The 21,759-nt window shown below is 59.7% G+C and carries 20 protein-coding genes; 8 read left to right on the top strand and 12 right to left on the bottom strand.

Annotation, left to right across the window (positions count from 1 at the left end; genetic code table 11):
- Positions 1–1,326 (top strand): glutamate--tRNA ligase, encoded by a 1,326-nt coding sequence (gene gltX, locus KBW81_RS12110; RefSeq protein WP_090186813.1) that lies wholly within the window; start codon positions 1–3, stop codon positions 1,324–1,326.
- Positions 1,327–1,401: 75 nt separating this feature from the next.
- On the opposite strand, the gene KBW81_RS12105 is transcribed toward gltX, so the two are convergent.
- Together KBW81_RS12105 and KBW81_RS12100 are read right to left on the bottom strand one after the other, a co-directional pair.
- Entirely contained in the window at positions 1,402–3,918 is a 2,517-nt protein-coding gene (locus KBW81_RS12105; RefSeq protein ID WP_254247340.1) for an ABC transporter permease, read from the bottom strand.
- Entirely contained in the window at positions 3,915–4,589 is a 675-nt protein-coding gene (locus KBW81_RS12100) for an ABC transporter ATP-binding protein (protein WP_254247339.1), read from the bottom strand. Before KBW81_RS12100 ends, KBW81_RS12105 begins: the two co-directional genes overlap by 4 nt.
- Between KBW81_RS12100 and KBW81_RS12095 the strand changes: the two genes are divergently transcribed.
- A complete protein-coding gene (locus KBW81_RS12095) occupies positions 4,588–5,256 on the top strand; it encodes an arylesterase (protein ID WP_254247338.1) in 669 nt (222 codons plus the stop codon). The genes KBW81_RS12100 and KBW81_RS12095 overlap by 2 nt on opposite strands.
- On the opposite strand, the gene KBW81_RS12090 is transcribed toward KBW81_RS12095, so the two are convergent.
- From KBW81_RS12090 to KBW81_RS12070, 5 genes are all read right to left on the bottom strand, one after another.
- Positions 5,253–5,459: a cold-shock protein gene (locus KBW81_RS12090; RefSeq protein ID WP_254247337.1), complete on the bottom strand. Its 207-nt coding sequence runs from the start codon at positions 5,457–5,459 to the stop codon at positions 5,253–5,255. The two genes, KBW81_RS12095 and KBW81_RS12090, sit on opposite strands and share 4 nt — an antisense overlap.
- A gap of 234 nt (positions 5,460–5,693) precedes the next feature.
- Positions 5,694–5,900, bottom strand: coding sequence for a cold-shock protein (locus KBW81_RS12085; RefSeq protein ID WP_072856590.1), 207 nt, complete (start codon positions 5,898–5,900; stop codon positions 5,694–5,696).
- Between the two features lie 173 nt (positions 5,901–6,073).
- The gene (locus tag KBW81_RS12080; RefSeq protein ID WP_254247336.1) at positions 6,074–6,253 is read right to left on the bottom strand and encodes a hypothetical protein; all 180 of its coding nucleotides are present in this window, start codon (positions 6,251–6,253) and stop codon (positions 6,074–6,076) included.
- Positions 6,254–6,408: 155 nt separating this feature from the next.
- Positions 6,409–8,064, bottom strand: coding sequence for an energy-dependent translational throttle protein EttA (gene ettA / locus KBW81_RS12075; RefSeq protein WP_090186799.1), 1,656 nt, complete (start codon positions 8,062–8,064; stop codon positions 6,409–6,411).
- 68 nt (positions 8,065–8,132) lie between these two features.
- The gene (locus tag KBW81_RS12070) at positions 8,133–9,875 is read right to left on the bottom strand and encodes a putative bifunctional diguanylate cyclase/phosphodiesterase (protein WP_254247335.1); all 1,743 of its coding nucleotides are present in this window, start codon (positions 9,873–9,875) and stop codon (positions 8,133–8,135) included.
- 211 nt (positions 9,876–10,086) lie between these two features.
- On the opposite strand from KBW81_RS12070, the gene KBW81_RS12065 reads away from it, so the two are divergent.
- Positions 10,087–10,722 (top strand): nicotinate-nucleotide adenylyltransferase, encoded by a 636-nt coding sequence (locus KBW81_RS12065; protein WP_090186793.1) that lies wholly within the window; start codon positions 10,087–10,089, stop codon positions 10,720–10,722.
- 13 nt (positions 10,723–10,735) lie between these two features.
- Entirely contained in the window at positions 10,736–12,271 is a 1,536-nt protein-coding gene (gene dacB, locus KBW81_RS12060) for a D-alanyl-D-alanine carboxypeptidase/D-alanyl-D-alanine endopeptidase (RefSeq protein WP_254247334.1), read from the top strand.
- Positions 12,272–12,324: 53 nt separating this feature from the next.
- Here the strand turns inward: dacB and KBW81_RS12055 are convergent, their stop codons facing one another.
- Together KBW81_RS12055 and KBW81_RS12050 are read right to left on the bottom strand one after the other, a co-directional pair.
- Positions 12,325–12,510: a PLD nuclease N-terminal domain-containing protein gene (locus KBW81_RS12055; protein WP_090186787.1), complete on the bottom strand. Its 186-nt coding sequence runs from the start codon at positions 12,508–12,510 to the stop codon at positions 12,325–12,327.
- A gap of 70 nt (positions 12,511–12,580) precedes the next feature.
- Complete coding sequence (locus tag KBW81_RS12050; protein WP_090186784.1) at positions 12,581–12,997, bottom strand: tellurite resistance TerB family protein; 417 nt, start codon at positions 12,995–12,997, stop codon at positions 12,581–12,583.
- Positions 12,998–13,112: 115 nt separating this feature from the next.
- Between KBW81_RS12050 and KBW81_RS12045 the strand changes: the two genes are divergently transcribed.
- From KBW81_RS12045 to KBW81_RS12035, 3 genes are all read left to right on the top strand, one after another.
- Entirely contained in the window at positions 13,113–14,693 is a 1,581-nt protein-coding gene (locus tag KBW81_RS12045) for a lysine--tRNA ligase (RefSeq protein ID WP_254247333.1), read from the top strand.
- A 67-nt stretch (positions 14,694–14,760) separates the two neighbouring features.
- Positions 14,761–15,180 carry a DUF4864 domain-containing protein gene (locus KBW81_RS12040; RefSeq protein ID WP_254247332.1) on the top strand — a complete coding sequence of 140 codons (420 nt, stop codon included), beginning with the start codon at positions 14,761–14,763 and terminating at the stop codon, positions 15,178–15,180.
- A gap of 172 nt (positions 15,181–15,352) precedes the next feature.
- Positions 15,353–17,641, top strand: a complete 2,289-nt coding sequence (locus KBW81_RS12035; protein WP_254249061.1) for a right-handed parallel beta-helix repeat-containing protein — start codon at positions 15,353–15,355, stop codon at positions 17,639–17,641.
- A gap of 9 nt (positions 17,642–17,650) precedes the next feature.
- On the opposite strand, the gene KBW81_RS12030 is transcribed toward KBW81_RS12035, so the two are convergent.
- Both KBW81_RS12030 and KBW81_RS12025 read right to left on the bottom strand, forming a co-directional pair.
- Positions 17,651–18,316 (bottom strand): hypothetical protein, encoded by a 666-nt coding sequence (locus tag KBW81_RS12030; RefSeq protein ID WP_254247331.1) that lies wholly within the window; start codon positions 18,314–18,316, stop codon positions 17,651–17,653.
- 54 nt (positions 18,317–18,370) lie between these two features.
- Positions 18,371–18,862, bottom strand: a complete 492-nt coding sequence (locus tag KBW81_RS12025) for a YdcF family protein (RefSeq protein ID WP_254247330.1) — start codon at positions 18,860–18,862, stop codon at positions 18,371–18,373.
- A 274-nt stretch (positions 18,863–19,136) separates the two neighbouring features.
- Between KBW81_RS12025 and acs the strand changes: the two genes are divergently transcribed.
- The gene (acs, locus tag KBW81_RS12020) at positions 19,137–21,050 is read left to right on the top strand and encodes an acetate--CoA ligase (RefSeq protein WP_254249060.1); all 1,914 of its coding nucleotides are present in this window, start codon (positions 19,137–19,139) and stop codon (positions 21,048–21,050) included.
- A 122-nt stretch (positions 21,051–21,172) separates the two neighbouring features.
- Here acs and KBW81_RS12015 read toward each other — a convergent pair whose 3' ends face one another.
- On the bottom strand, positions 21,173–21,745 hold the full coding sequence (locus KBW81_RS12015; protein ID WP_254247329.1) for a hemerythrin domain-containing protein: 573 nt from the start codon (positions 21,743–21,745) through the stop codon (positions 21,173–21,175).
- Between the last annotated feature and the right edge of the window lie 14 nt (positions 21,746–21,759).

Raw genomic sequence — 21,759 nt, 5'->3', positions numbered from 1 at the left:
ATGACTACGATCACCCGTTTCGCCCCGTCGCCCACCGGCTGGATGCACATCGGCAACCTGCGCGCTGCGATGTTTAACTACGCTATCGCGCGCCAGAACGGCGGCACGTTCATTCTACGGATCGACGATACCGATCAGGAACGGTCCAAGCCGGAATACGAACAGGGCATCCGCGATGTGCTGACGTGGCTAGGGATCACATGGGACGACGTGCAAAAACAGTCTGATCGCCTTGCCCGCTATGACGAGGCGCGTCAGCAATTGCTGGATGCGGGGCGTTTGTACGAATGCTTTGAAACGCCTGTCGAACTGGACCTGAAGCGCAAGAAGCAGCTGAACATGGGCAAGCCGCCGGTCTATGACCGCGCTGCGCTGTCGCTGACTGACGCGCAAAAGCAAGCCTACCGCGACGAGGGGCGCAAGTCCCACTGGCGCTTCAAGCTGGATCTGGAACGGGTCGAATGGGACGACGGGATCATGGGGCCGATCAGCATTGATTGCACGTCGGTCAGCGATCCCGTGCTGATCAAGGAAACCGGCCAGATCCTGTATACCTTCGCGTCCCCCGTCGATGACGTGGACATGAAGATCACGGATATCGTGCGCGGGTCCGACCACGTCACCAACACAGCGACGCAAATTCAGATCATGAAGGCGCTGGGCGGCACCGTGCCGCGCTTTGCCCACCATTCCCTGCTGACCGGCCCGCAGGGCGAGGCGCTGTCGAAGCGTCTTGGCACGCTGGCGCTGCGCGATCTGCGCGCGCAGGGCATCGCGGCAGAGGCGGTTTTGTCGCTGATGGCGCGGCTTGGATCGTCCCAGCCTGTCGTGCTGGTCAATGGCATTGATCAAGTGATCGAAGGCTTCGATATCGGCACCTTTGGGTCTGCCCCAACGAAGTTCGACTTTGAAGACCTGTGGCCGCTGACTGCGCGCCACTATGCGACGCTTGAGGCTGATGCGGTAAAGGACACGCTGGACGCCGCTGGCGTGCCTGCTGATCTGCAGCCCGCGTTCTGGGCTGTGGTGAAGGAAAACATCGCCAAGCTGGATGATGTGGCCCCGTGGTGGGCGCTGTTCCGCGATGGCGGGCAGGCTGTGGTCGCGGATGAAGACCGCGACATGGTCGCGCAGGCCTTCGATCTGCTGGGCGAGCCGCCCTATACGGATGCGACTTGGGGCGAGTGGACCAATGCGGTGAAAGAGGCCACGGGCCGCAAGGGCAAGGGGCTGTTCATGCCGCTGCGTCTGGCTGTCACCGGGCAGGCTCGCGGGCCAGAGATGGCGCAAGTGATGCCGCTGTTGCAGAAGAAGCCGTCGCTGTAAGAAGCTGACCTTTGATGAAAAAAAGGCGCAGGTGGTGATCCACCTGCGCCTTTTTTGTTGTTTGCTGGGCCTCGGTTAGTCGCGCGATCGCAGGACTTGCGCCGGGGCGGCTTGCAGCGGGCGGATCGCAAAGGCGAGGCCCGCGAGCAGCGACACCAGCACGCCGCCGCCAATGATCCACAGCGCGTTGGCCCAGATGATCTGATAGTCGCCTTCCATGATAAAGGTCTGCACCGCCCAGCCCCCAAGGATGCCAGCGGCCAAGGCAACCGCGCCTGCGGCAAAGCCCAGCAGCGCCGCGCGCAGGGCAAAGCTGGTGATGATCATACCGCGGGTCGCGCCAAGGGTTTTCAGTACAGCCGCCTCGAATGTGCGGGCACGCTCGCCTGCGGCGGCGGCCCCGATCAGGACAAGGAATCCGGTCACAAGGGTCGCCAGCGCGCCGTAACGGGTGGCGGCGGTGACGCCTTCGATCAAGGTGGCGACGCGGTCGATGGCATCGCGGATACGGATGGCGGTGATGTTGGGGTAGGCCGTGGCAAGATCGCGCAGGATCTGCGCCTCTGATTCCGGGGTGGCGTAGACGGTGGAAATCCAGCTGTGCGGTGCGCCCGCAAGGGCTGCGCTGTTGAAGGTCAGCACAAAGCCAAGGCCCGCGCTGTCCCAGTTCACTTCGCGAAAACTGGTGATCGTGCCGGTGATATCGCGGCCCAGCACGTTGACGGTCAGGGTGTCGCCAAGGCTCAAGCCAATCTCGGCGGCCTCTTCGGCGGCAAAGCTGATTTGCGGCGCGTCAGAGTAGCCTTCGGGCCACCATTCGCCTGCGCTGATGGTGCTCCCCTCTGGCAGGGCATCGGCATAGGTGATGCCGCGATCGCCGCGCACGACCCAATGGCCGCCAGCGACTTTTTCAGCGTCTTCATCGTTAATGCGCGTGATGATGCCGCGCAGCATGGGGGCAGTGTCGACGCGTGTGACGGCAGGGTTATCCGCAAGGATTTGGCGGTAGCCATCGATCTGGTCAGGCTGGATGTCGACGAAGAAGTAGCTTGGCGCGCGCTCTGGCAGTTCTGCCGTGAAGGCGCGGCGCAGGTTGCCGTCGATCTGGCCGATGGCCGCCAGCACAGCAAGGCCAAGGCCCAGCGACAGCACGACAGAGGTCGATTCGCCGCCCCGTGCGCCAATGCTGGCCAGCGCAAGGCGCAGGGCCGGCCTGCCGCGTGCAGCGCGGCGAGAGATACGGGCGATCCAGCGGATCAGCGCCGCAGCGAGCACAAGGATCAGCAGGGCCCCAGCGATGCCGCCAGCGGTCCAAAGCGTGAGCCACGCGGTACCAGAGAACCAGATCGCAAGGCCGAGCAGGAGCGCGATCAGCGCGGCGGTGATGGCCAGATAGGGCCAGCGGGGCAGGGCCGTGCCCCCGGCAAAGGCATCGCGGAACAAGGTCGCAGCGCGGATCTGCTCCGTCCTGGCAAGGGGCCAGAGGGTGAAAATCGCGGCGGCAAGGATGCCGTATATCGCCGCCTCAATCAGCGGTGCGGGGGCGAAGCCGAAGTCGGCGGGGATGGGCAATTGCGCCTCGATCACCGGGGCAAGCAGAACGGGAATGCCGCCGCCAAGGATCAGGCCGATGGCGACGCCAAGCAGGGTCAGAACGCCGATTTGCAGGGCGTAAGTCGTAAAGATGGTGCCGCGTGTGGCACCGAGCGTTTTCAGGATCGCGATGGTGCCGGTTTTGTTGCCCAGGTAGGCGCGCACAGCAGCGCTGACGCCAACGCCGCCGACCGCAAGGCCCGACAGGCCCACAAGGATCAGGAAGGCGCCAATGCGCTCTACGAAACGGGCGGTGCCGCCTGCGCCTTCTCGGCTATCGCGCCAGCGCATGCCAGTGTCGCGGAACTGGCTGTCGGCGCGGTCCTCTAGCGCTTGCAGGTCGGTGCCAGCGGGCAGCAGCATGCGGTAATCGGTGTCGAAGAGGGTGCCTTCGGAGAGCAAGCCCGCGTTCGCCAGATCCTTGGTCAGCACGATGCTGCGCGGTCCGAGCGAAAAGCCGCCAGCGCCGTTGTCAGGATAGCTGGCCAGCACGGCGGACATGACGAAATCCTGTGTGCCCATGCGGAATGTGTCGCCGGGGGTCAGGCCAAGGCGGTCAGCGAGGACGCGTTCCATCACGCCGCCCGGTAGGGTGCCGTTCCCCGCCAGCGCGTCCGGCAGGGGCATGGGCGGATCAAGCGTGACGTTGCCGACAAGGGGATAGGCACCGTCAACGGCGCGCACCTGCGTCAGGGCGCGGTCATCGCCCACGGTGATCATAGAGCGGAAATCGACGGTTTCGGACAGGGTGGTTGAGACCTCGCGCATAAAGGCGAGCTCTGGCTCTGCAGCAAAGCGGTAGGTTAGCGTGGCCTGTGCGTCGCCGCCCAGCAAGGCGCTGCCTTGTTCGGCAAGGCCGGCCTCTATCCCCGAACGGACGGTGCCAACGGCAGCAATGGCCGCGACGCCAAGGGCGAGGCAGGCGAGGAAGACGCGAAATCCGCGCAGGCCGCCGCGCAGTTCCCGGCGGGCGAAGGTCGCAGCAAGGCGCAGGCTCATGCGGCGTCCAACCGGCCGTCACGCAGGCCAATCACGCGCGAGCAGCGCGCCGCAAGGTCGCGGGCATGGGTGACCATGATCAGCGTCGCGCCGTGGCGATCGCGCAGGCCAAACAGCAGGTCGATGATCGCTGCGCCGTTGGTTTCATCAAGGTTTCCCGTCGGCTCGTCTGCCAGCAGGATGTGTGGGCGGGGGGCAGAGGCGCGTGCAAGGGCGACACGTTGCTGTTCGCCGCCCGACATCTGGTTGGGGTAGTGATCGACGCGGGCACCAAGGCCAACGGCCTCTAATTCCGCGCGGGCACGATCAAACGCATCGGGCGCGCCTGCCAGTTCCAGCGGGGTCGCGACATTTTCCAGTGCGGTCATTGTCGGGATCAGGTGGAAAGATTGGAACACCACCCCCATATGTGAACGGCGAAAGCGGGCCAGCTGGTCTTCGTTCATCGCGGTCAGGTCTTTGCCCATGGCGGTGATCGTGCCCGCGCTGGCCTGTTCCAGCCCGCCCATCAGCATCAGGAGAGACGATTTGCCAGACCCGCTTGGCCCGACCAGCCCCAAGGTTTCACCGCTTGCCACGTCGAGCGATATATCGTGCAGGATGTCGACCTTTCCCGCATTGCCGTCGAGGGACAGCGCCACGTTGCGCAGTGACAGGACGGAATCGGGCATGGGCAAGACCTTTGGTTTGTTCACCTTTGCATATGGTGCCGCACGGGCAGTTCGCAACGGGTTAACCGTCAGCCTTTTTGCAACTGCGGCATTTGCCGCACCCGTCACGGTCGCAGCCTTAGGCGACAGCCTGACGGCGGGCTATGGGTTGACGCAGGGCGAAGGCTTCGTGCCCCAGATGCAAGCTTGGTTGGACGAACAGGGCGCAGAGGTCACGCTGCTGAACGCTGGCGTGTCGGGTGATACAACGGCAGGCGGGCTAAGCCGCGTCGATTGGACGCTGACGCCGGACGTGGACGGCGTGCTGGTGGCGCTGGGGGGCAACGATTATTTGCGCGGGTTGGACCCGGCGGTGTCGCGGGGCAATCTGGATCAGATTTTGACCAAGCTAGACGCGGCGGATGTGCCTGCGATACTGGTGGGCCTGCAGGCTGGGACGAACTACGGCGTGGATTATGCGCTTGAATTCAACGGCATGTACGATGCGCTTGCGCAAAGCTACGACCTGCCGCTGTATCCTGATTGGTTCACAGGGCTGCGCAGCGTTGATTTGCAGGCGTACCTGCAGGATGATGGCATTCACCCCAACGCAGCCGGGGTGAAGCTGATTGTCGCGGATATGGGACCAGCGGTTCTGGATTTCGTGAACAGGCTGACCGCGGATTAGGCCAGCGACAGGTTCACGGCGCTTTCGCGGCCGTCACGACCGGCTTCGATATCAAAGGTGACTTTTTGATTGTCGGCGAGGCCGGTCAGGCCCGAACGCTCGACGGCTGAGATATGGACGAAGATGTCCTTGGACCCGCCGTCGGGTGCGATGAATCCGAAGCCTTTGGTGGTGTTGAACCATTTTACGGTGCCAGTTGCCATGGCATGTCTCCCTTACTTACCGCTCGCGGGATGCAGCGGATCGGCTCGTCAGTGCTAGATCGATGCACAGGGCCGATGGGGACCGTCGTCGATAGAGTTAACGTAGCAACGCCATTATCTGCGTCACGTTTGCAAAATCAACGAAATTTTTGGGAAGGTTTTGTGACGCATATCGCTGCGTCTGGCGGGGGTAAGGATGCGCGGTTCCGCGCACCCAAGTCTTGCAGAAGCGGCTTAAGCCAGCGACAGGTTCACAGCGGATTCACGACCGTCACGGCCGGATTCGATGTCGAAAGTCACTTTCTGGTTGTCGGCCAGGCCGGTCAGGCCGGAACGCTCAACAGCGGAGATGTGAACGAAAACGTCCTTGGAGCCGCCATCGGGAGCGATAAAGCCGAAGCCTTTAGTTGCGTTGAACCATTTCACGGTGCCAGTAGCCATCGTGTTATTCCTTTTAGTCATGCCACCCACGAGATTGCGGTAGCCCGGCGTAGTCAGTGCAATGTCGAGCGCTGTAGCCTAGAAAGGAACACAGTGGGTCGAGATGGATAACGTCTGCAACGGTTGGATACGCGAAGCCCGCGTCAAATGCAAGGCCGACGTGTTGCGCGGTATCAATGGGTGCGGGAATCTGCCTGCGGGTGAATAAGCGTGAGTACAACTGAAAGTGTCATGCTGGCGCAGACCATGATGGAGTAAATTATGCATGTTTCAACAATCGAAATGCCCGGCACCAGCGTAGAGCACAAAGCCGAAAACAAACCGATGATGCCGCTAAGTAAGCCGATCGCCATGACACGTGCCTTTCGATTGATCCGTCAGCTTTAAACGCAAATTTAGACGCGAATGTGGCGATATCTATCAAAAGTTGCAAAACAAAACGTTAATGTGATATTTTATTGCGCCGCAGTGCAGCGCTGTGGGCGCTGCACTGCAACATAATCGTATCTTATCGCACAAATTTCTTGTGCTTTAGGCGCTTAGGTTCCAGCGCGTCCGCACCAAGGCGACGCTTTTTGTCTTCTTCGTAGTCTTCGAAGTTGCCTTGGAACCATTCGACGTGGGCATCACCCTCGAATGCCAGGATATGCGTGCAAATCCGGTCAAGGAAAAAGCGGTCGTGGCTGATGACCACAGCGCAGCCGGCGAAAGAGGTCAGAGCATCCTCGAGCGCACGCAGGGTTTCCACGTCCAGATCGTTCGTCGGTTCGTCAAGCAGCAGAACGTTGCCGCCGGATTTCAACAGCTTAGCCATGTGGACGCGGTTGCGTTCACCGCCAGAGAGCAGGCCGACTTTTTTCTGCTGGTCGCCACCTTTGAAATTGAAGGCCGAGCAATAAGCGCGGCTGTTCATAGAGGCGTCGCCAAGTTCGATGATCTCTGCGCCGCCTGTGATCTCTTCCCAGACAGTGGCATCGGGGGACAGGGCGTCGCGGGACTGGTCGACGTAGGACAGTTTGACCGTGTCGCCGTATTCAACGGTGCCTTCGTCGGGCTGCGCTTGACCCGTAAGCATAGAGAAGAGCGTGGATTTACCCGCGCCGTTCGGGCCGATCACGCCGACAATGCCGCCGGGGGGCAGGTCAAAGGACAGGCCTTCGACCAGCAGTTTGTCGCCCATCGCCTTTTTCAGGTCGATGACCTCGATCACCTTGGATCCCAGACGCGGACCGTTGGGGATGATGATCTGGGCGCGGCCCATTTTTTCTTTTTCCGACTGGTTGGCCAGGTCGTTATAGGCGCTGATTCGCGCTTTGGATTTGGCCTGACGCGCCTTTGCACCTTGACGCATCCACTCCAATTCACGCTCTAGCGTGCGCTGCTTGGACTTGTCTTCTTTCGCTTCCTTCTCAAGGCGCTTGGCCTTGGCTTCCAGCCAGCTGGAATAGTTGCCCTCGTGCGGGATGCCCGACCCACGGTCGAGTTCGAGGATCCAGCCGGTGATGGCATCAAGGAAATAACGGTCGTGAGTAACGATCAGGATCGTGCCTTTGTAGTCGATCAGGTGCTGCTGCAGCCAAGCGATTGTTTCGGCGTCCAAGTGGTTGGTCGGTTCGTCAAGCAGCAGCATGTCGGGGGCTTCGAGCAGCAGTTTGCACAGAGCCACGCGGCGTTTTTCACCGCCAGACAATGTGCTGACGTCTGCGTCGTCGGGCGGGCAGCGCAACGCTTCCATGCTGACGTCGATTTGTGCATCCAGATCCCACAGGTTCTGCGCGTCGATCTCGTCCTGCAGCTTGGCCATCTCTTCAGCGGTCTCTTCGCTGTAGTTCATCGCCAGCTCGTTATAGCGGTCCAGCACAGCCTTTTTCTCGGCCACGCCCAGCATCACGTTTTCGCGCACGCTGAGCGTTTGGTCGAGTTCCGGCTCCTGCGGCAGATAGCCAACTTTGGCACCTTCGGCCGCCCAAGCTTCGCCAGCGAAATCCTTGTCCTGTCCGGCCATAATCCGCATCAGGGTTGATTTACCTGTGCCGTTCACACCGACAACACCGATTTTGACACCAGGCAAGAAGTTCAGCCGGATGTTTTCAAAAACCTTTTTGCCGCCGGGATAGGTCTTGGAGACGCCGTCCATAAAATAGACGTATTGATAGCTGGCCATGGGAATGCTCCGCTCGGACTGAAATTTCGCCTTCTTTATCGGGCTGGCGGCCAAGGGGCAATCGGCGACTAGCCAGCGTCGCGCAGTCGCGCATTGGCTTGGCGCTGGCGTAGCCAGTCAATGACGTCTTCGGCGGGCATAGCGCGTGCGAAAAAATTGCCTTGTCCGACCGAGCCGCCGAAGGATTTGACTTTCAGCGCTTGTGCCTCTGTCTCGATCCCGCAGGCGACGCAGTAGATGTTCTTTTCCTGTCCGAACTGCAGCAACATGGCCGTGATTTTTTCACAGGCTGGCGTGCAGTCTAAGTGTCTGATCAGTGATTTTTCGATTTTTATGCCGGCGACTTGCAGGCGTTCGATGTGAAGCAGGCCCGCGTAGCCCGAGCCGAAGCCATCAATCAGGACGTTAAAGCCGATATCAACAAGGCGGGATACTGACCGCATGTTTTGTTCGATCATGTCGGTGTTGCCGAAAATGTCCCTTTCGTTGAACTCGATTACAATATGGCGCGTCTTGACGCCAACACGGGCAAGTTCGGCGGGAAGCCGATCGGCGTGTTCGTCGTCGGACAGCAGGTTATGCGAGCCATTGATGCCAACGCGTATGTCCGCGAAATTGTTGTGTTCTAGGCGCTTGCGAAGATCGGCGGCAGCACACATTGCCGCGGTATCGACGTGGCGGAGCAGGTTCAGCTCTGTTGCGAGGGAGAGAAATTCGGACGGATGAAGCAGGCCCTGCGTAGGGTGCTGCCAGCGGGCCAAAGCCTCGAATCCGCGAATTGCACCAGTGTGAAGGTCGACAGTCGGTTGGAAGTAGAAAGTCAGCTTATTGCCTTCGATGGCATCGCGCAGCTGCAGGCCAAATCGGTCGCGGCGCTGCGCTTCCTCATGAAGGTTAGAATCGTAGACGGCGACATGTCCGCGCCCGGCGCGCTTTACCTCGTACAGGGCAAAATCGGACTTTTGTAACAAGCTGTCACCCGTATCGTCGTCGCTGCCCGCAATCGCGGCACCGATACTAATAGAGACGTCGATTTGCTTGCCATCAAAGTGAAACGGGGCGCGGACGGCCTGTCCAAGCGCCTGACCGATGCGCAAAAGTTCCGAATCGTGCGTTATACCTGCGCAGACGGCGACGAATTCGTCACCGCCAAGCCGCGCAAGCAGGTCGGTTTGACGCAGGCTCCGCCCAAGTGTTGTGGCGACGTGCTGCAAGGCCGCGTCGCCAGCCGCATGACCGTGTCGATCATTGATGGCCTTGAAGTGATCCAAATCGATTTGCAGCACACCAAAGCCGGGGCGAGTTGCAGGATCGCCATCAAGGGCCGATGCGATGAAGGCGTTGTATTTGTTGCGATTTGCGAGGCCGGTCAGGCTGTCGTGTTCCGCCATGAAAGCCAGCCTGCGGGTCGATTCGCGCAGCGCCTGCTCTTGATCGACCTGCTCGGTCACATCGCGGCACAGTAAAATAACAAGATCCGGCTGACCTTCTACCTCGTGAAAACTCGCGCTGATTTGGTTCCAAAATAGGCTGCCATCGCTGCGTTGATTGCGCACGATATAAAGCTTGCCCCAGATCGGATCGGCCCTGTCATAGCGGAACGCAGCGATCTGTTCGGGGGTTTGTAATTCATCTGGAGGAAGGCAAAAGCTAAGTGGGTTTCGACCTAAAACCTGATCTGCAGGCAGCCGAAAAATCCGCAAATAGGCTGGATTGGCCCAGATAATCTTGCCGTCAAGGGATTGAACGACGATGCCATCATTGGTGCTGGCGCAGGCGATGGCGTTGAAGTCAGGCCCCCGGTCGCGCATCAGCGCCTGCCTTTGCCGAATGCAAAAGGTAATCCCCGCGAAGAGTAGGGAGGTAATCAAGGCAGTCAGGGCGATATTCAACATCTCATGCTCGGCCAGTTCGTTTGATGCAACCTAGGCCGAAGGGTTTATCAAACGCCTAACGCGCATTTGGGTTTGCACCTGCGGGCCTGTTTCGGGTTTACAGTGCGCAAAGATAAAGGGACCGGACATGCAAGGATGGCCGCAGGCAGGACGGGGGCAGCGGGTTGGTCTGCTGGGCGGATCATTTGATCCGGCGCATGAGGGGCATGCGCATATTACCCGCGTGGCCATGCGGCGGTTCGGCCTGGACCGCGTCTGGTGGCTGGTCAGTCCGGGTAACCCGTTGAAAACGAACGGTCCTGCGCCGATGTCAGACCGCATGGCGCGGGCGCGTGATGTCATGCAGCATCCGCGCGTGCAGGTGACGGATGTAGAGACACGGTTGAAAACGCGCTATACGGCGCAGACGCTGCGGCGTTTGATGGCGCGTTATCCCGGCGTGCAGTTCGTCTGGTTAATGGGTGCGGATAATTTGAGCCAGTTTCATCTGTGGCAGGATTGGCGCTGGATCATGGATCATGTGGCTGTTGGTGTGCTGGCGCGGCCGGGGGATCGTTTGGCGGCTGGGTTTAGTCCAGCGGCGCGGATATATCGCGGCGCGCGGGTTCCGGCGCGGGCCTCTGGCGCTTTGGGTCTGATGACGCCGCCGGCGTGGTGTTTTGTGAATTTACCGCTCAGCGATCAGTCTTCGACGGCGTTGCGCAAGGCCGGAACATGGCGCAAGCGTGATGCGGGTGCGATTGATCCGGCTTCGCTGACATGATTACGGTGATGAGATGAGCCAAGAGACTTTGACCCGTTTGAGCCGCCGCAGCCTTTTGGCCGGCGGCATTGCCTTTTTCGCAAGCGCTGCGCTGGCAGGGCCGCAGCGCACGCTGCGCCCGGTGGCGCGGGGCGGGGCGGCGGCGGTGGACGTCGCGGCCGTGCCTACGAATGCCCGTCCTGTCGCCCGCAAAGGGGCGGTCGATCTGATCGCCGCCGCAGGTTTGGCGGGGCAGGTTGGGTTTGTCATTTCGGATGTGGCGACGGGCGAGGTGCTAGAGGTCGTCGATGGCGGGCTTGGCCGCCCGCCGGCAAGCGTGACGAAGGCGCTGACCTCTGTTTACGCGATGGAAATACTTGGCGGCGATTATCGATTCGAGACCCGAGTGCTGGCGACAGGGCCTGTCGTGGACGGGGTGCTCGACGGCGATCTGGTGCTGGCAGGTGGGGGCGACCCTAATCTGGTGACGGATGAGCTGGCGCAGTTGGTGACGCAGCTGAGTGATGCTGGCCTTAAGCAGGTAAAGGGGCGGTTTTTGGTCTGGGGCAACGCCTTGCCCGGGTTAAAAGAGATTGAACCGGGGCAGTTGGACCAGTTGGGGTATAACCCGTCGCTGGGCGGGCTGAACCTGAACTTTAACCGCGTCTTTTTCGAATGGGCGCAAAGCGGTGCTGACTATACCGTCAGCATGGACGCGCGAAGCGAGACGTTGCGACCTGTGGTCAAGATGGCGCGGATGCAGATCGTGGATCGGCAATTGCCTGTTTATGCCTACGCCGAGGGTGTTGGCACGGATGAATGGACTGTCGCGAAGGGCGCGCTGGGTAAAGCAGGATCACGCTGGCTGCCGGTGCGGTTTCCAGCGCTTTATGCGGGTGATGTATTCCGCACCCTGGCGCAGGATGCGGGCATTGTTTTGCCTGCTGCGACGCTGGTCGATGATCTGCCCGCAGGCACACAACTTGCCCGCTTTGAAAGCGTGCCGCTGACGCAGATGCTACGGGATATGCTGCTGTATTCAACGAACCTGACCGCAGAGGTGGTTGGGATGACGGCGACGGCCAAGCGGTTTGGCGCGGCGCAGGCGATGGGTCGCTCTGCCGCGACAATGGCGCAGTGGCTGACAGAGCGGACCGGGATGACGCTGCATCTGGCGGATCATTCGGGTCTAAGCGATGAAAATCGCGTCTCGGGGCGCGATATGGTGCGGCTTTTGAATGCTGCTGGCGTGCAGGCCGAATTGCAGCCCCTGATGAAGTCCATCGTGATGGTTGATGAAAATCGCCGTGCGATTAAGGATTTTCCGGCAAATGTGCGGGCAAAGACGGGGACGTTAAACTTTGTCAGTACGCTAGCGGGGTATTTGGATACGGATACCGGGCGCAAGTTAAGCTTTGCGATCTTTGCTTATGACCCAGAGGCGCGGACGCAGTCGCTATCGTCGCAAGACGAGCTGCCGCGCGGAGCATCAAGCTTTAATGGTAAGGCCAAGAAATTGCAGCAAGATTTACTGCAGCGCTGGGCTGTACTGGGGCGGATCACGGGATAAAAAATAGGGCGCAGCTATTGGCTGCGCCCTTTGTTCTGTCAGCTGCCGCTGGGTCAGACCCGGACGGAAGAGCCGCGCGGGCCAGCCACCAGCCAGACCAAGAAGCCAAGGATTGGCAGGATCAGGATGGCGAGGGTCCAGAGGATCTTGGACAGGGTTGTCGTGCCAGAGGTCAGCACTTGGTAGATCGCATAAAGGTCGGCGATCAGGACGATGAGACCGAAGAGGCCGTATTCCATGGGATATTCCTTTGAGGCAGTCATCAATTGTGATGACAACCGGGAGAGCGCCCCAAAAGTTCCCAATTGGTTAAAGCGTCATATGCCGTGCGCGCGATCCGCGTTCGATTGCGGCAGCGTGCAAACGGTCAAGTTCCAGCTCGTCGCGGATCTCTTCGAGCATGCGCCCTTCGGTCGCGCCGATCTTGCCATCGGCGGCAGCGACGTCGCAGGACAGCGCGTAAGCTGTCTCGAACAGGCGCTCTGGCAGGGTGTCGCGGATCAGGCCAAATAGCGCCTCTAGCCCGTCGTCTTGATCCAGCAGGTCCATGACCATGCTGGTCACGCGGGGGAGGCGGTCGGCGTCGTAATCGGAAAAGATCGGCAGGTTGTTGATCGTCGAGTTAATCTTAATCAGTTCCGACGTGCGCATCTCGCCGTCAGAGGCTGAAACGGTGATCATCAACGCCGCAAGCGCGTCCTGCGGTGTCATTGAATCGGTGACCATATGCCCTGTCCTTTTATGTCTTGAACGTCCCATTTATTGACGGGCCTGCGCTGTCGCAATAGGGATGCGCAAGATCCGGCCAATGGGGGCCGTATACCATGAAGTGAGTGAAAACATGAGCACATTGCGTGACGCAGCGATGACATCGAAGGCCTGGCCGTTCGAAGAGGCGCGCCGCGTGCTCAAACGGTACGAAAAACAGCCCCCAGAAAGCGGTTTTGTCTTGTTCGAAACCGGCTATGGTCCGTCCGGCCTGCCGCATATCGGCACCTTTGGCGAGGTTGGGCGGACGACGATGATCCGTCGTGCATTCGAGATTATCAGCGATATTCCAACCAAGCTTTTGTGCTTTTCCGACGATATGGACGGGATGCGCAAGATCCCCGGCAATGTGCCTGATCCGGCAGCGCTAGAGCCGTTTATGCAGCGCCCGCTGACGGCAGTGCCTGATCCGTTCGGCACGCATGCCAGCTTTGGCGCGCATATGAATGCGCGGCTGCAGAATTTCCTGAATACCTTTGGGTTTGAATACGAATTCGCCAGCGCGACCGAATATTACCAAAGCGGTAAAATGGACGCGATCCTGCTGCGCGCGGCAGAGCGCTATGACGACATCATGGCGATCATGTTGAAATCGTTGCGCGAAGAGCGGCGCGCGACCTATTCTTGCTTCTTGCCGATCAGCCCAACGACGGGGCGGGTGCTGTATGTGCCGATGAAGAACGTCACGAAGGATGGTATGATCACCTTTGATGACGAGGACGGGACCGAGCATACGGTCAGCGTCACAGGCGGTAATTGCAAACTGCAGTGGAAGCCGGATTTTGGCGCGCGCTGGGCTGCGCTGGGCGTCGATTTCGAGATGTATGGCAAAGACCACGCGACCAATACGGCGATCTATGACGGCATCTGCCGCGTGCTGGGCGGGCGTGCGCCAGAGCATTTCACCTATGAACTGTTTCTGGATGCGGATGGTCACAAGATCAGTAAGACCAGCGGCAATGGTCTGACGATTGATGAATGGCTGACCTATGCGGCGACGGAATCGCTGTCATATTTCATGTACCTGAAGCCAAAGACCGCAAAGCGGATGCACTTTGATGTCATTCCGAAGGCGGTGGACGAGTATCATCAGCAGCTGCGCGCCTATGAAACGCAGGACGATGCGGCGCGGTTGAATAACCCGGTGTTCCATATCCACGGCCATAATGTGCCAGCGTCGGATATGGTTGTGCCATTCGCGATGCTGCTGAACCTTGCGTCCGTGTCGAGCGCGGAGAGCAAGGACAAGCTGTGGGGCTTTATTCAGCGCTATGCGCCGGATGCATCGCCCGAGGCGAACCCGCAGATGGATCAGGCGGCAGGCTTTGCGGTCCGGTATTACAATGATTTTGTGAAGCCGACCAAGGTGTTCCGTGCCGCAACGGATGTGGAACGTGCCGCGCTAGAGGATCTGGTCGCGCGTCTGAAGGTGTGGGACGGCGGGCTGGATGCAGAGGCGCTGCAGTCCGAAGTCTTTGCTGTCGGCAAGGCGCATGGCTTCGAGCCGCTGCGCGACTGGTTCACGGCGCTTTACGAGGTGCTGCTGGGCGCAAGCCAAGGGCCGCGTTTTGGCGGTTTCATCGCGCTTTACGGTGTGGACGAGACGATTGCGCTGATCGAATCCGCGCTGCGCGGCGAATTGCAGCAGGGCTAAAGGCGAAACTTTTCACCCCTTCGCTGCGTGATTGTTCAAACTGGACATCATGCGGTGGAGGACGGCCATGCGATTTGTGCTGATTTTGATGATGGGCTGGGGGGCGCCTGCGTTGGCGCAGGATACGCCCCCTGCCGCGCAGGTCGAGCAGTTACCCCTGCAAGATATCATCCGCCAGCAACTGGATGCGTTCAATGCGCGCGACGTTGATCTGGCGTGGACCTTTGCCAGCCCGATGATCCAAGGCATGTTCGGCAATCCCGGAAATTTTGGCGTGATGGTTAGTGAAGGCTATCCGATGGTCTGGGATAACTCTGCCGCCAAGTTCATGGCGCAGCGCGAGGTAGACGGACGCATTTACCAACAGGTCATGGTGCAGGACACCAACGGCGCGCTGCATGTGCTGGAATATGCCATGATCCAAACCGCGCAGGGCTGGAAGATTGACGGCGTGTCCGTGCTGCCGCCCCCTGATGTCGGCGTGTGATGGGTGTTGCGCCGCGCGCAGGTGCTGCGTGACGCTGCTATCAGCGGCGGTTCATCCCTAGACCATATCCCGTTTCGCAGTGCCCGGCGCGTGCCGGACAGCGATGAACGGGGTGGTGCCGCAGGGCAGGGCGTTTTGCCTGCACATCATCCCACCGGCAAAGGGATGAATGATGAACAAGGCAATTACGGACGGAATCGTGTTTCAGCCACTGCCGTTTGCAGCAGGGCTTGGGGTGTGGTCCAGCGGCGATGGCACGCCGGGCAGTGATACCTATGCCACCAGCGGCACTGGCGTTTTTGTGGCGTCAGATCAGGACTTTGGCGGCTGCCTCGAGGTGCAAAAGACCAGCACCGTGCAAAAGGTCCGCTATATGGGCGAGACGCCTATTCTGCCGGGCTGTTATCTGCGGATCACCGCGCGCGTCAAAGCGGTGGCTGGACCGCTGCCGAACGTGCGCATTGCCGGATATGCGGCGCGCAACGGCGGCAGTGCGGCGTCTGTTCCGACCTCCGTCGGGCCGCAGATCACGCTGACGACCTATGGTGCGGTCGTCGAGGTCAGTGCGATTGTCGGGATTGGCGATCGCACTGGGGTGGATTTGGTCTGGCCGAACGCCAATTACGGTCATTTCGGACTTGATCTGACGGGCCCCAGCGGCGGGTTGGTGCGGATCGACGACATCACGATCGAGGATTACACGGTCGCGTTTTTGCCCGACATGCTGGGCAGCGTCGATGTGCGCGATTACGGCGCGATCGGTAATAACGTGGCGGACGATTCCGCAGCCTTTGAGGCGGCTGATACAGCTGCGCAGGGGCGGGAAATTATCGTGTCCGAAGGCGTTTATAAAATGGGGCAGGATGTATCGATTCAAAGCCGCATTCGCTTTGTCGGGCGGGTGACGCAGGCTGCTGACAAGCGGTTTATCTTGCAAAAAGATTTCAACTATCAGACCTATGTTGATGCCTTCGAGGATGAAGAACTTGCCTTTAAGAAGGCATATCAGGCGCTGCTAAATTTCTCGGACCACGAATCGCTGGATATGAACGGGCGGCGGGTCACATTGCGCGAACCTGTGGATATGCAGGCCTGCGATCCGTCGCGCACCAGCTTTGCCACGCGGCGCGTTATTCGCAATGGCCAGTTTCAGCCCGCTGCTGGCTCTGCTTGGAATACGGAAAACGTCACCTCGCAGGCGACGTATAGCCCGGGAAATGCCAATACGCTGACCAATGTGACGAATGTGGCGAATATTGCTGTTGGATCCTTGGTGCTGGGCAGCGGTGTCGGGCGCGAGGTTTATGTCACGTCCAAGAACGTCGGGGCGCGGACATTGCAGATCAGCAGCGGGCTATATGATGCGGCGGGCACGCAGACGTTTACCTTCCGCAGGTTCAAGTATCTGCTGGATTTTTCCGGCTATGCCAGCCTGTCGCAGTTCGTGATTGATGACGTGGAATTTCAGTGTGACGGGCAGGCCAGTGCGATTATTTTGGCTCCGCAGGGCCTGACGTTTCATGTGCGGGACTGTTTTTTCACCAAACCCAAGGATCGCGGCATTTCAAGCCCCGGCAATGGCTGTCAGGGCATGATGATTGACCGCTGTCAGTTCATTTCCAACGAACAATCGGCGCGGGTGCAAGATCGCACGACGATCAGTTTTAACGCCAATGCGAATGATGTGAAGGTGCGCGATAATCGCTCGTCTTTGTTCAAGCATTTTGGCGTTATTCAAGGCGGTGGCAGCACGATTACTGGCAACCATTGGTTTAATGGCGATTCGGAAAATAACGGCGTGCGGCGTGGTGGTCTGATCTTTACCCAGCCTAATTGTCGCGCTGCCATTACCGGCAACTATATCGACAACAATTTTATCGAATGGACAAATGAATCGCAGGCAGATCCGGCCTTTACGACGGGCTATTCCTTTGGCGGTTTGACGGTGACGGGCAACCACTTTGTTTGTATTAACGTCAATTCCGGCTTTAATTATATCGTGATCAAGCCCTATGGTCCGAACCATTTCCTGCATGGATTGTCGGTGGTCAGTAACGTCTTTCGCACGTTTAACGGCAATATCAACCGCATCGAATCAATTGATACGACCTTTGGGAATTTGGATTATGGTCGCACGCGGCAGGTCACGTTTGATGCGAACGTCTATCACGGTGTGAATGAACCGGTGTTCAACCCGGCGTATCTGAGCCATTCGCAAGGCACGCCATCAAGCCAGTGGGTTGCGGCAACGGCACCGTCGCTGCCGTTCCTAGGCCGCGCGCGGTACATCGAGGCGATCGCGGCAGATGGTCCTTTGCAAAACGGGGCCGGGCAGGTGGTGAACCAGATCCCCTATGCTGACAACAACTATGGCACGGATCAGCGGTCGGTGCGGTTTGTGTTCGATCAGGCACTGCGCGGGACGATCCGTTATACGGTGCGAATGGATAATCCGACCTAAGCCCAGCGTCTAAAAGGTCAGCCAAGTTTCCAGTTTCAAGGCGCTGCCACCGTCACCGGACAGCGCCTTGACGGCCCCTAGGTTGACCTTAATCTTGTCGGTGAAGGTGTAAATGATCGTCGGGCTAAGCTTGACGTATTCGTCGTCATAATACCCGATGCCAGTCTGCAACTGCATCGTTGTTGCCCAGCGATCCGACCAAATATGGCCATAGGTAAAGTCAGCCTTTGGCCGCCACGTCGTGTCCAGCATGCCGATTGTCGCGCTCATATCCGCGGACAGCCAACCGCGATCCATGCCCCTGCCCAGCGACAGGCCAAGACGCATCAGCGCCTCTGTCGTGGTGTCGGGATTTAGGCGATACCCATAGCCAAGCGACACCATCGCGCGGTTGGCGCCCGTGATGGACCCGACGGGGACAGCGGCAAAACCAAAGGCAGACGCAATCCGGCCCTTGTCAGCGGTATAGACATCAAGGCCAAGCGTGACGCGCTTTGTCAGGCCATATTCGGCATAGACCGTAGGGTCGTAGTGGACCGGCAGCTCTGCCCCGTCTGACAGCAGGAAATTACCACCTGCCGCGATGAAAAGCGTGCCTTCGTCGCGGGCCCAAGCACCGGCACCGGCCGCGATGGGGGACAGCGATAGCATCGCAATAAGCAAGATCTTGAGCATGGGATTCTCCGCAGCGTTCCTTGGAACATTGCGTTTACATGTCTTAATATCGCGTTAATCGGTGCGCTCTGATCCGCGTGTTTTAAGGCGGATCGCGTAAAGGGGATAGGCCCCCAACTCTCGGACCATTTGGCGCAGGATCGTGCGTTTGCGGCCGCCTTTCAGGGGCGGCGCGCTGACACGCGGGTGCAGGCCAAAGTGGCGCGCGACCAAAGCCGCGCGCGGGCCGTGGGTCATGTCGGTCACGATCAGCACGCGCCGCGCACCCGCCTGTCGCAGCAGCGGCAAGGCCATCTGGATATTCTCAAGTGTGGTGGTGGAGCGACCTTCTTGCAGTATCGCATCCGGCGGAACGCCCTGTTCAACCAGAAGGGTGGCCATCGCGGCAGCCTCGGTCGGGGCGTGCAGGCCCAACCCGCCGCAGACGACGATGATCGGTGCGGCACCACCATGCCACAGCTGCGCCCCGTGCAATACGCGGCGCCGCAACGTGGGCGAGGGGCCGCTCGGCCAAACAGCTGCGCCAAGGATGATGATTGCGTCCATGTCGCCCGGTTTAGGCTGGACCGTGGGCCGCGGAAACCCCAGCCCGGTCAAGCAAGAAAGTTGACAAACTTCGCCGTGGAATTTGTAAATGATTTACAGATGCGGCGCGTCCGACCTTTCGCCACCTTGGCATTTGGCTTCAAATCAAGCCCTATACACATCAGGAGGCGGCAACCGGGAGGGTTGCCGTGCGGCGGGCGTGCCTGTCGCAGGCTATGATGCACAGTGGAGGAGGCCCAACGTGACCGATAAAATGTACGCGCCAAGTGCGCAGATGGCCGAGCAGGCCCACGCGGATAAGGACACCTACGAGGCGATGTACGAGGCGTCGATCCACGATCCCGACGCCTTTTGGGGTGAGCATGGCAAGCGGCTGGACTGGATTAAGCCCTATACCAAGGTCAAAAATACCAGCTTCGCGCCCGGCAATATTGACATCAAATGGTTCGAAGACGGCACCTTGAACGTTGCCGCCAACTGCATCGATCGCCACCTGAAAGACCGCCCCGACCAGACCGCAATTATCTGGGAACCCGACAGCCCGACGGACGGATCGCAGCATATCACCTATACGCAGCTGCATGCGCATGTGTCGAAATTCGCCAACGTTCTAAAAGAGTTGGGCGTCGGAAAAGGCGACCGCGTCGTGATCTACCTGCCGATGATCCCACAAGCAGCCTATGCGATGCTCGCCTGCGCGCGGATCGGGGCGATCCACTCTGTCGTCTTCGCGGGCTTCTCTGCTGATGCTTTGGCGGCCCGCGTGAATGGGTCAGAGGCCAAGGTCGTCATCACGGCAGACGAGGCCCCGCGCGGCGGCCGCAATACCCCGCTGAAAGTGAACGCCGACAAGGCATTCGAGAAGATCATGACCGACACGTCGATGCTGGTCGTGCAGCGCACCGGCGGCGATATCACCATGAAGGACGGCCGCGACCACTGGTTGCACGAGCTGGAAGCGAAGGTCAGCCCCGACTGCCCGCCAGAGGAGATGAACGCCGAAGATCCGCTGTTCATCCTCTACACCTCCGGCTCGACCGGGCAGCCAAAGGGCGTTGTGCACACAACGGGCGGCTATCTGGTTTATGCGTCCATGACGCACCAATACACCTTTGATTACCACGATGGCGAAGTGTTCTGGTGCACGGCGGACGTCGGCTGGGTCACAGGCCACAGCTATATCATTTACGGCCCGCTTGCGAACGGGGCTACGACGCTGATGTTCGAAGGCGTGCCAACCTATCCCGACGCGGGCCGGTTCTGGCAGGTCTGCGAAGAGCATAAGGTGAACCAATTCTACACCGCCCCCACCGCCATTCGCGCGCTGATGGGCAAGGGGAATGAGTTCGTCGAAAAGTACGACCTTTCCGCGCTCAAGGTGCTGGGCACGGTCGGCGAGCCGATCAATCCAGAGGCGTGGAATTGGTACCACGACGTCGTCGGTAAGGGCAAAGTGCCGATCGTTGACACGTGGTGGCAGACGGAAACCGGCGGCCATTTGCTGACACCGCTGCCCGGCGCGACATCGACCAAGCCGGGGTCGGCCACGCATCCGTTCTTCGGGATCAGGCCGGTCGTGTTAGAACCTGAAACCGGGATCGAGATTGAAACGATTGAGGCGGAAGGCGTGCTTTGCATCGCCGATAGCTGGCCAAGCCAGATGCGCACCATCTGGGGCGATCACGAACGGTTCGAAATGACGTACTTTAGCCAGTACAAGAACATGTTCTTTTCCGGCGACGGCTGCCGGCGCGATAAGGATGGCTACTACTGGATCACCGGGCGTGTTGACGACGTGATCAACGTCTCTGGTCACCGCATGGGCACGGCAGAGGTCGAAAGCGCCTTGGTCGCCCACCCCGCCGTGTCAGAGGCTGCTGTGGTCGGGTATCCGCATGAAATCAAGGGGCAAGGCATCTACGCCTACGTGTCCTTGATGGCGGGGCAAGAGCCGACAGACGCACTGCGCAAAGAACTGTCTGACTTCGTGCGCACGGAAATCGGCCCGATTGCGAAACCGGACCTGATCCAGTTCGCGCCGGGTCTGCCGAAAACCCGGTCGGGCAAAATCATGCGCCGTATCCTGCGCAAGATCGCCGAAAATGACTTCGGCGCGCTGGGCGACACGTCAACCTTGGCCGAACCCGAAGTCGTGGACGACCTAATCGCAAACCGGATGAACCGCTAACAAAGAACCGGACGCGGCTGGCTTGCTCCTGCCGCGTCCAACTTCTTCTGGTTAAAAATACCTTGGGGGTTTGGGGGCAAAGCCCCCATGGCCTTAGACTCACCCCGCCTGTTCGCACACCATCACCCGCCTAAATCACTGCTGCCATAACGCAGGATCACCGGCACAATCAGATCTTCCTCATCGCTCAGGTGGCGGTTCAACAGCCGCTCCATATCATTCAGCGACGCCTTGAACACTGCGGCCCCGTCCTGCAGCGCGGCGCGATCATCCAGCCGCGTTAGCACCCCATTTGCGCTGTCCACGAAAGCGGCCAAATGCCCGTCGAGCGCATGATGGTCGGCGTCCAGAATATCAAACCCTCGCGCAACGCGGCTGTCTTTGGCTTGCAGCTTTGGGAAATAATGCGTGTCCTCAATCGTGTGATGCTCGTGCAGACCATTCACAAACATCCCCCCATAGCGCGACACCTGTTTGGCAAAGGCTTGCGGATCAACATTGCGGTCCAGCAGCCCTTCGGTGCCGGTCTGCATCTCTGCCAGCAGACGGCGGAACATCAGGTGACGGTCCAGCCAGAACCGGATCAACCCGTCAAAGCCGGGGTCTTGCGTCCAGCCTTGGCGCGGATAGGCCTCTAGAAGAACGCGCAGCGCGTCGGGCAGACCAGTACGGTGTTCTAGGGTCAGGTCTTCCATGTCAGCCGGGTCCT

It is taken from the genome of Loktanella salsilacus (genome assembly GCF_024206795.1).
In the GTDB taxonomy this organism is placed as follows: Bacteria; Pseudomonadota; Alphaproteobacteria; order Rhodobacterales; family Rhodobacteraceae; genus Loktanella; species Loktanella salsilacus.
The sequence above is the reverse complement of the archived record's forward strand: the minus strand, read 5'-3'. Positions and strand labels throughout refer to the sequence as shown.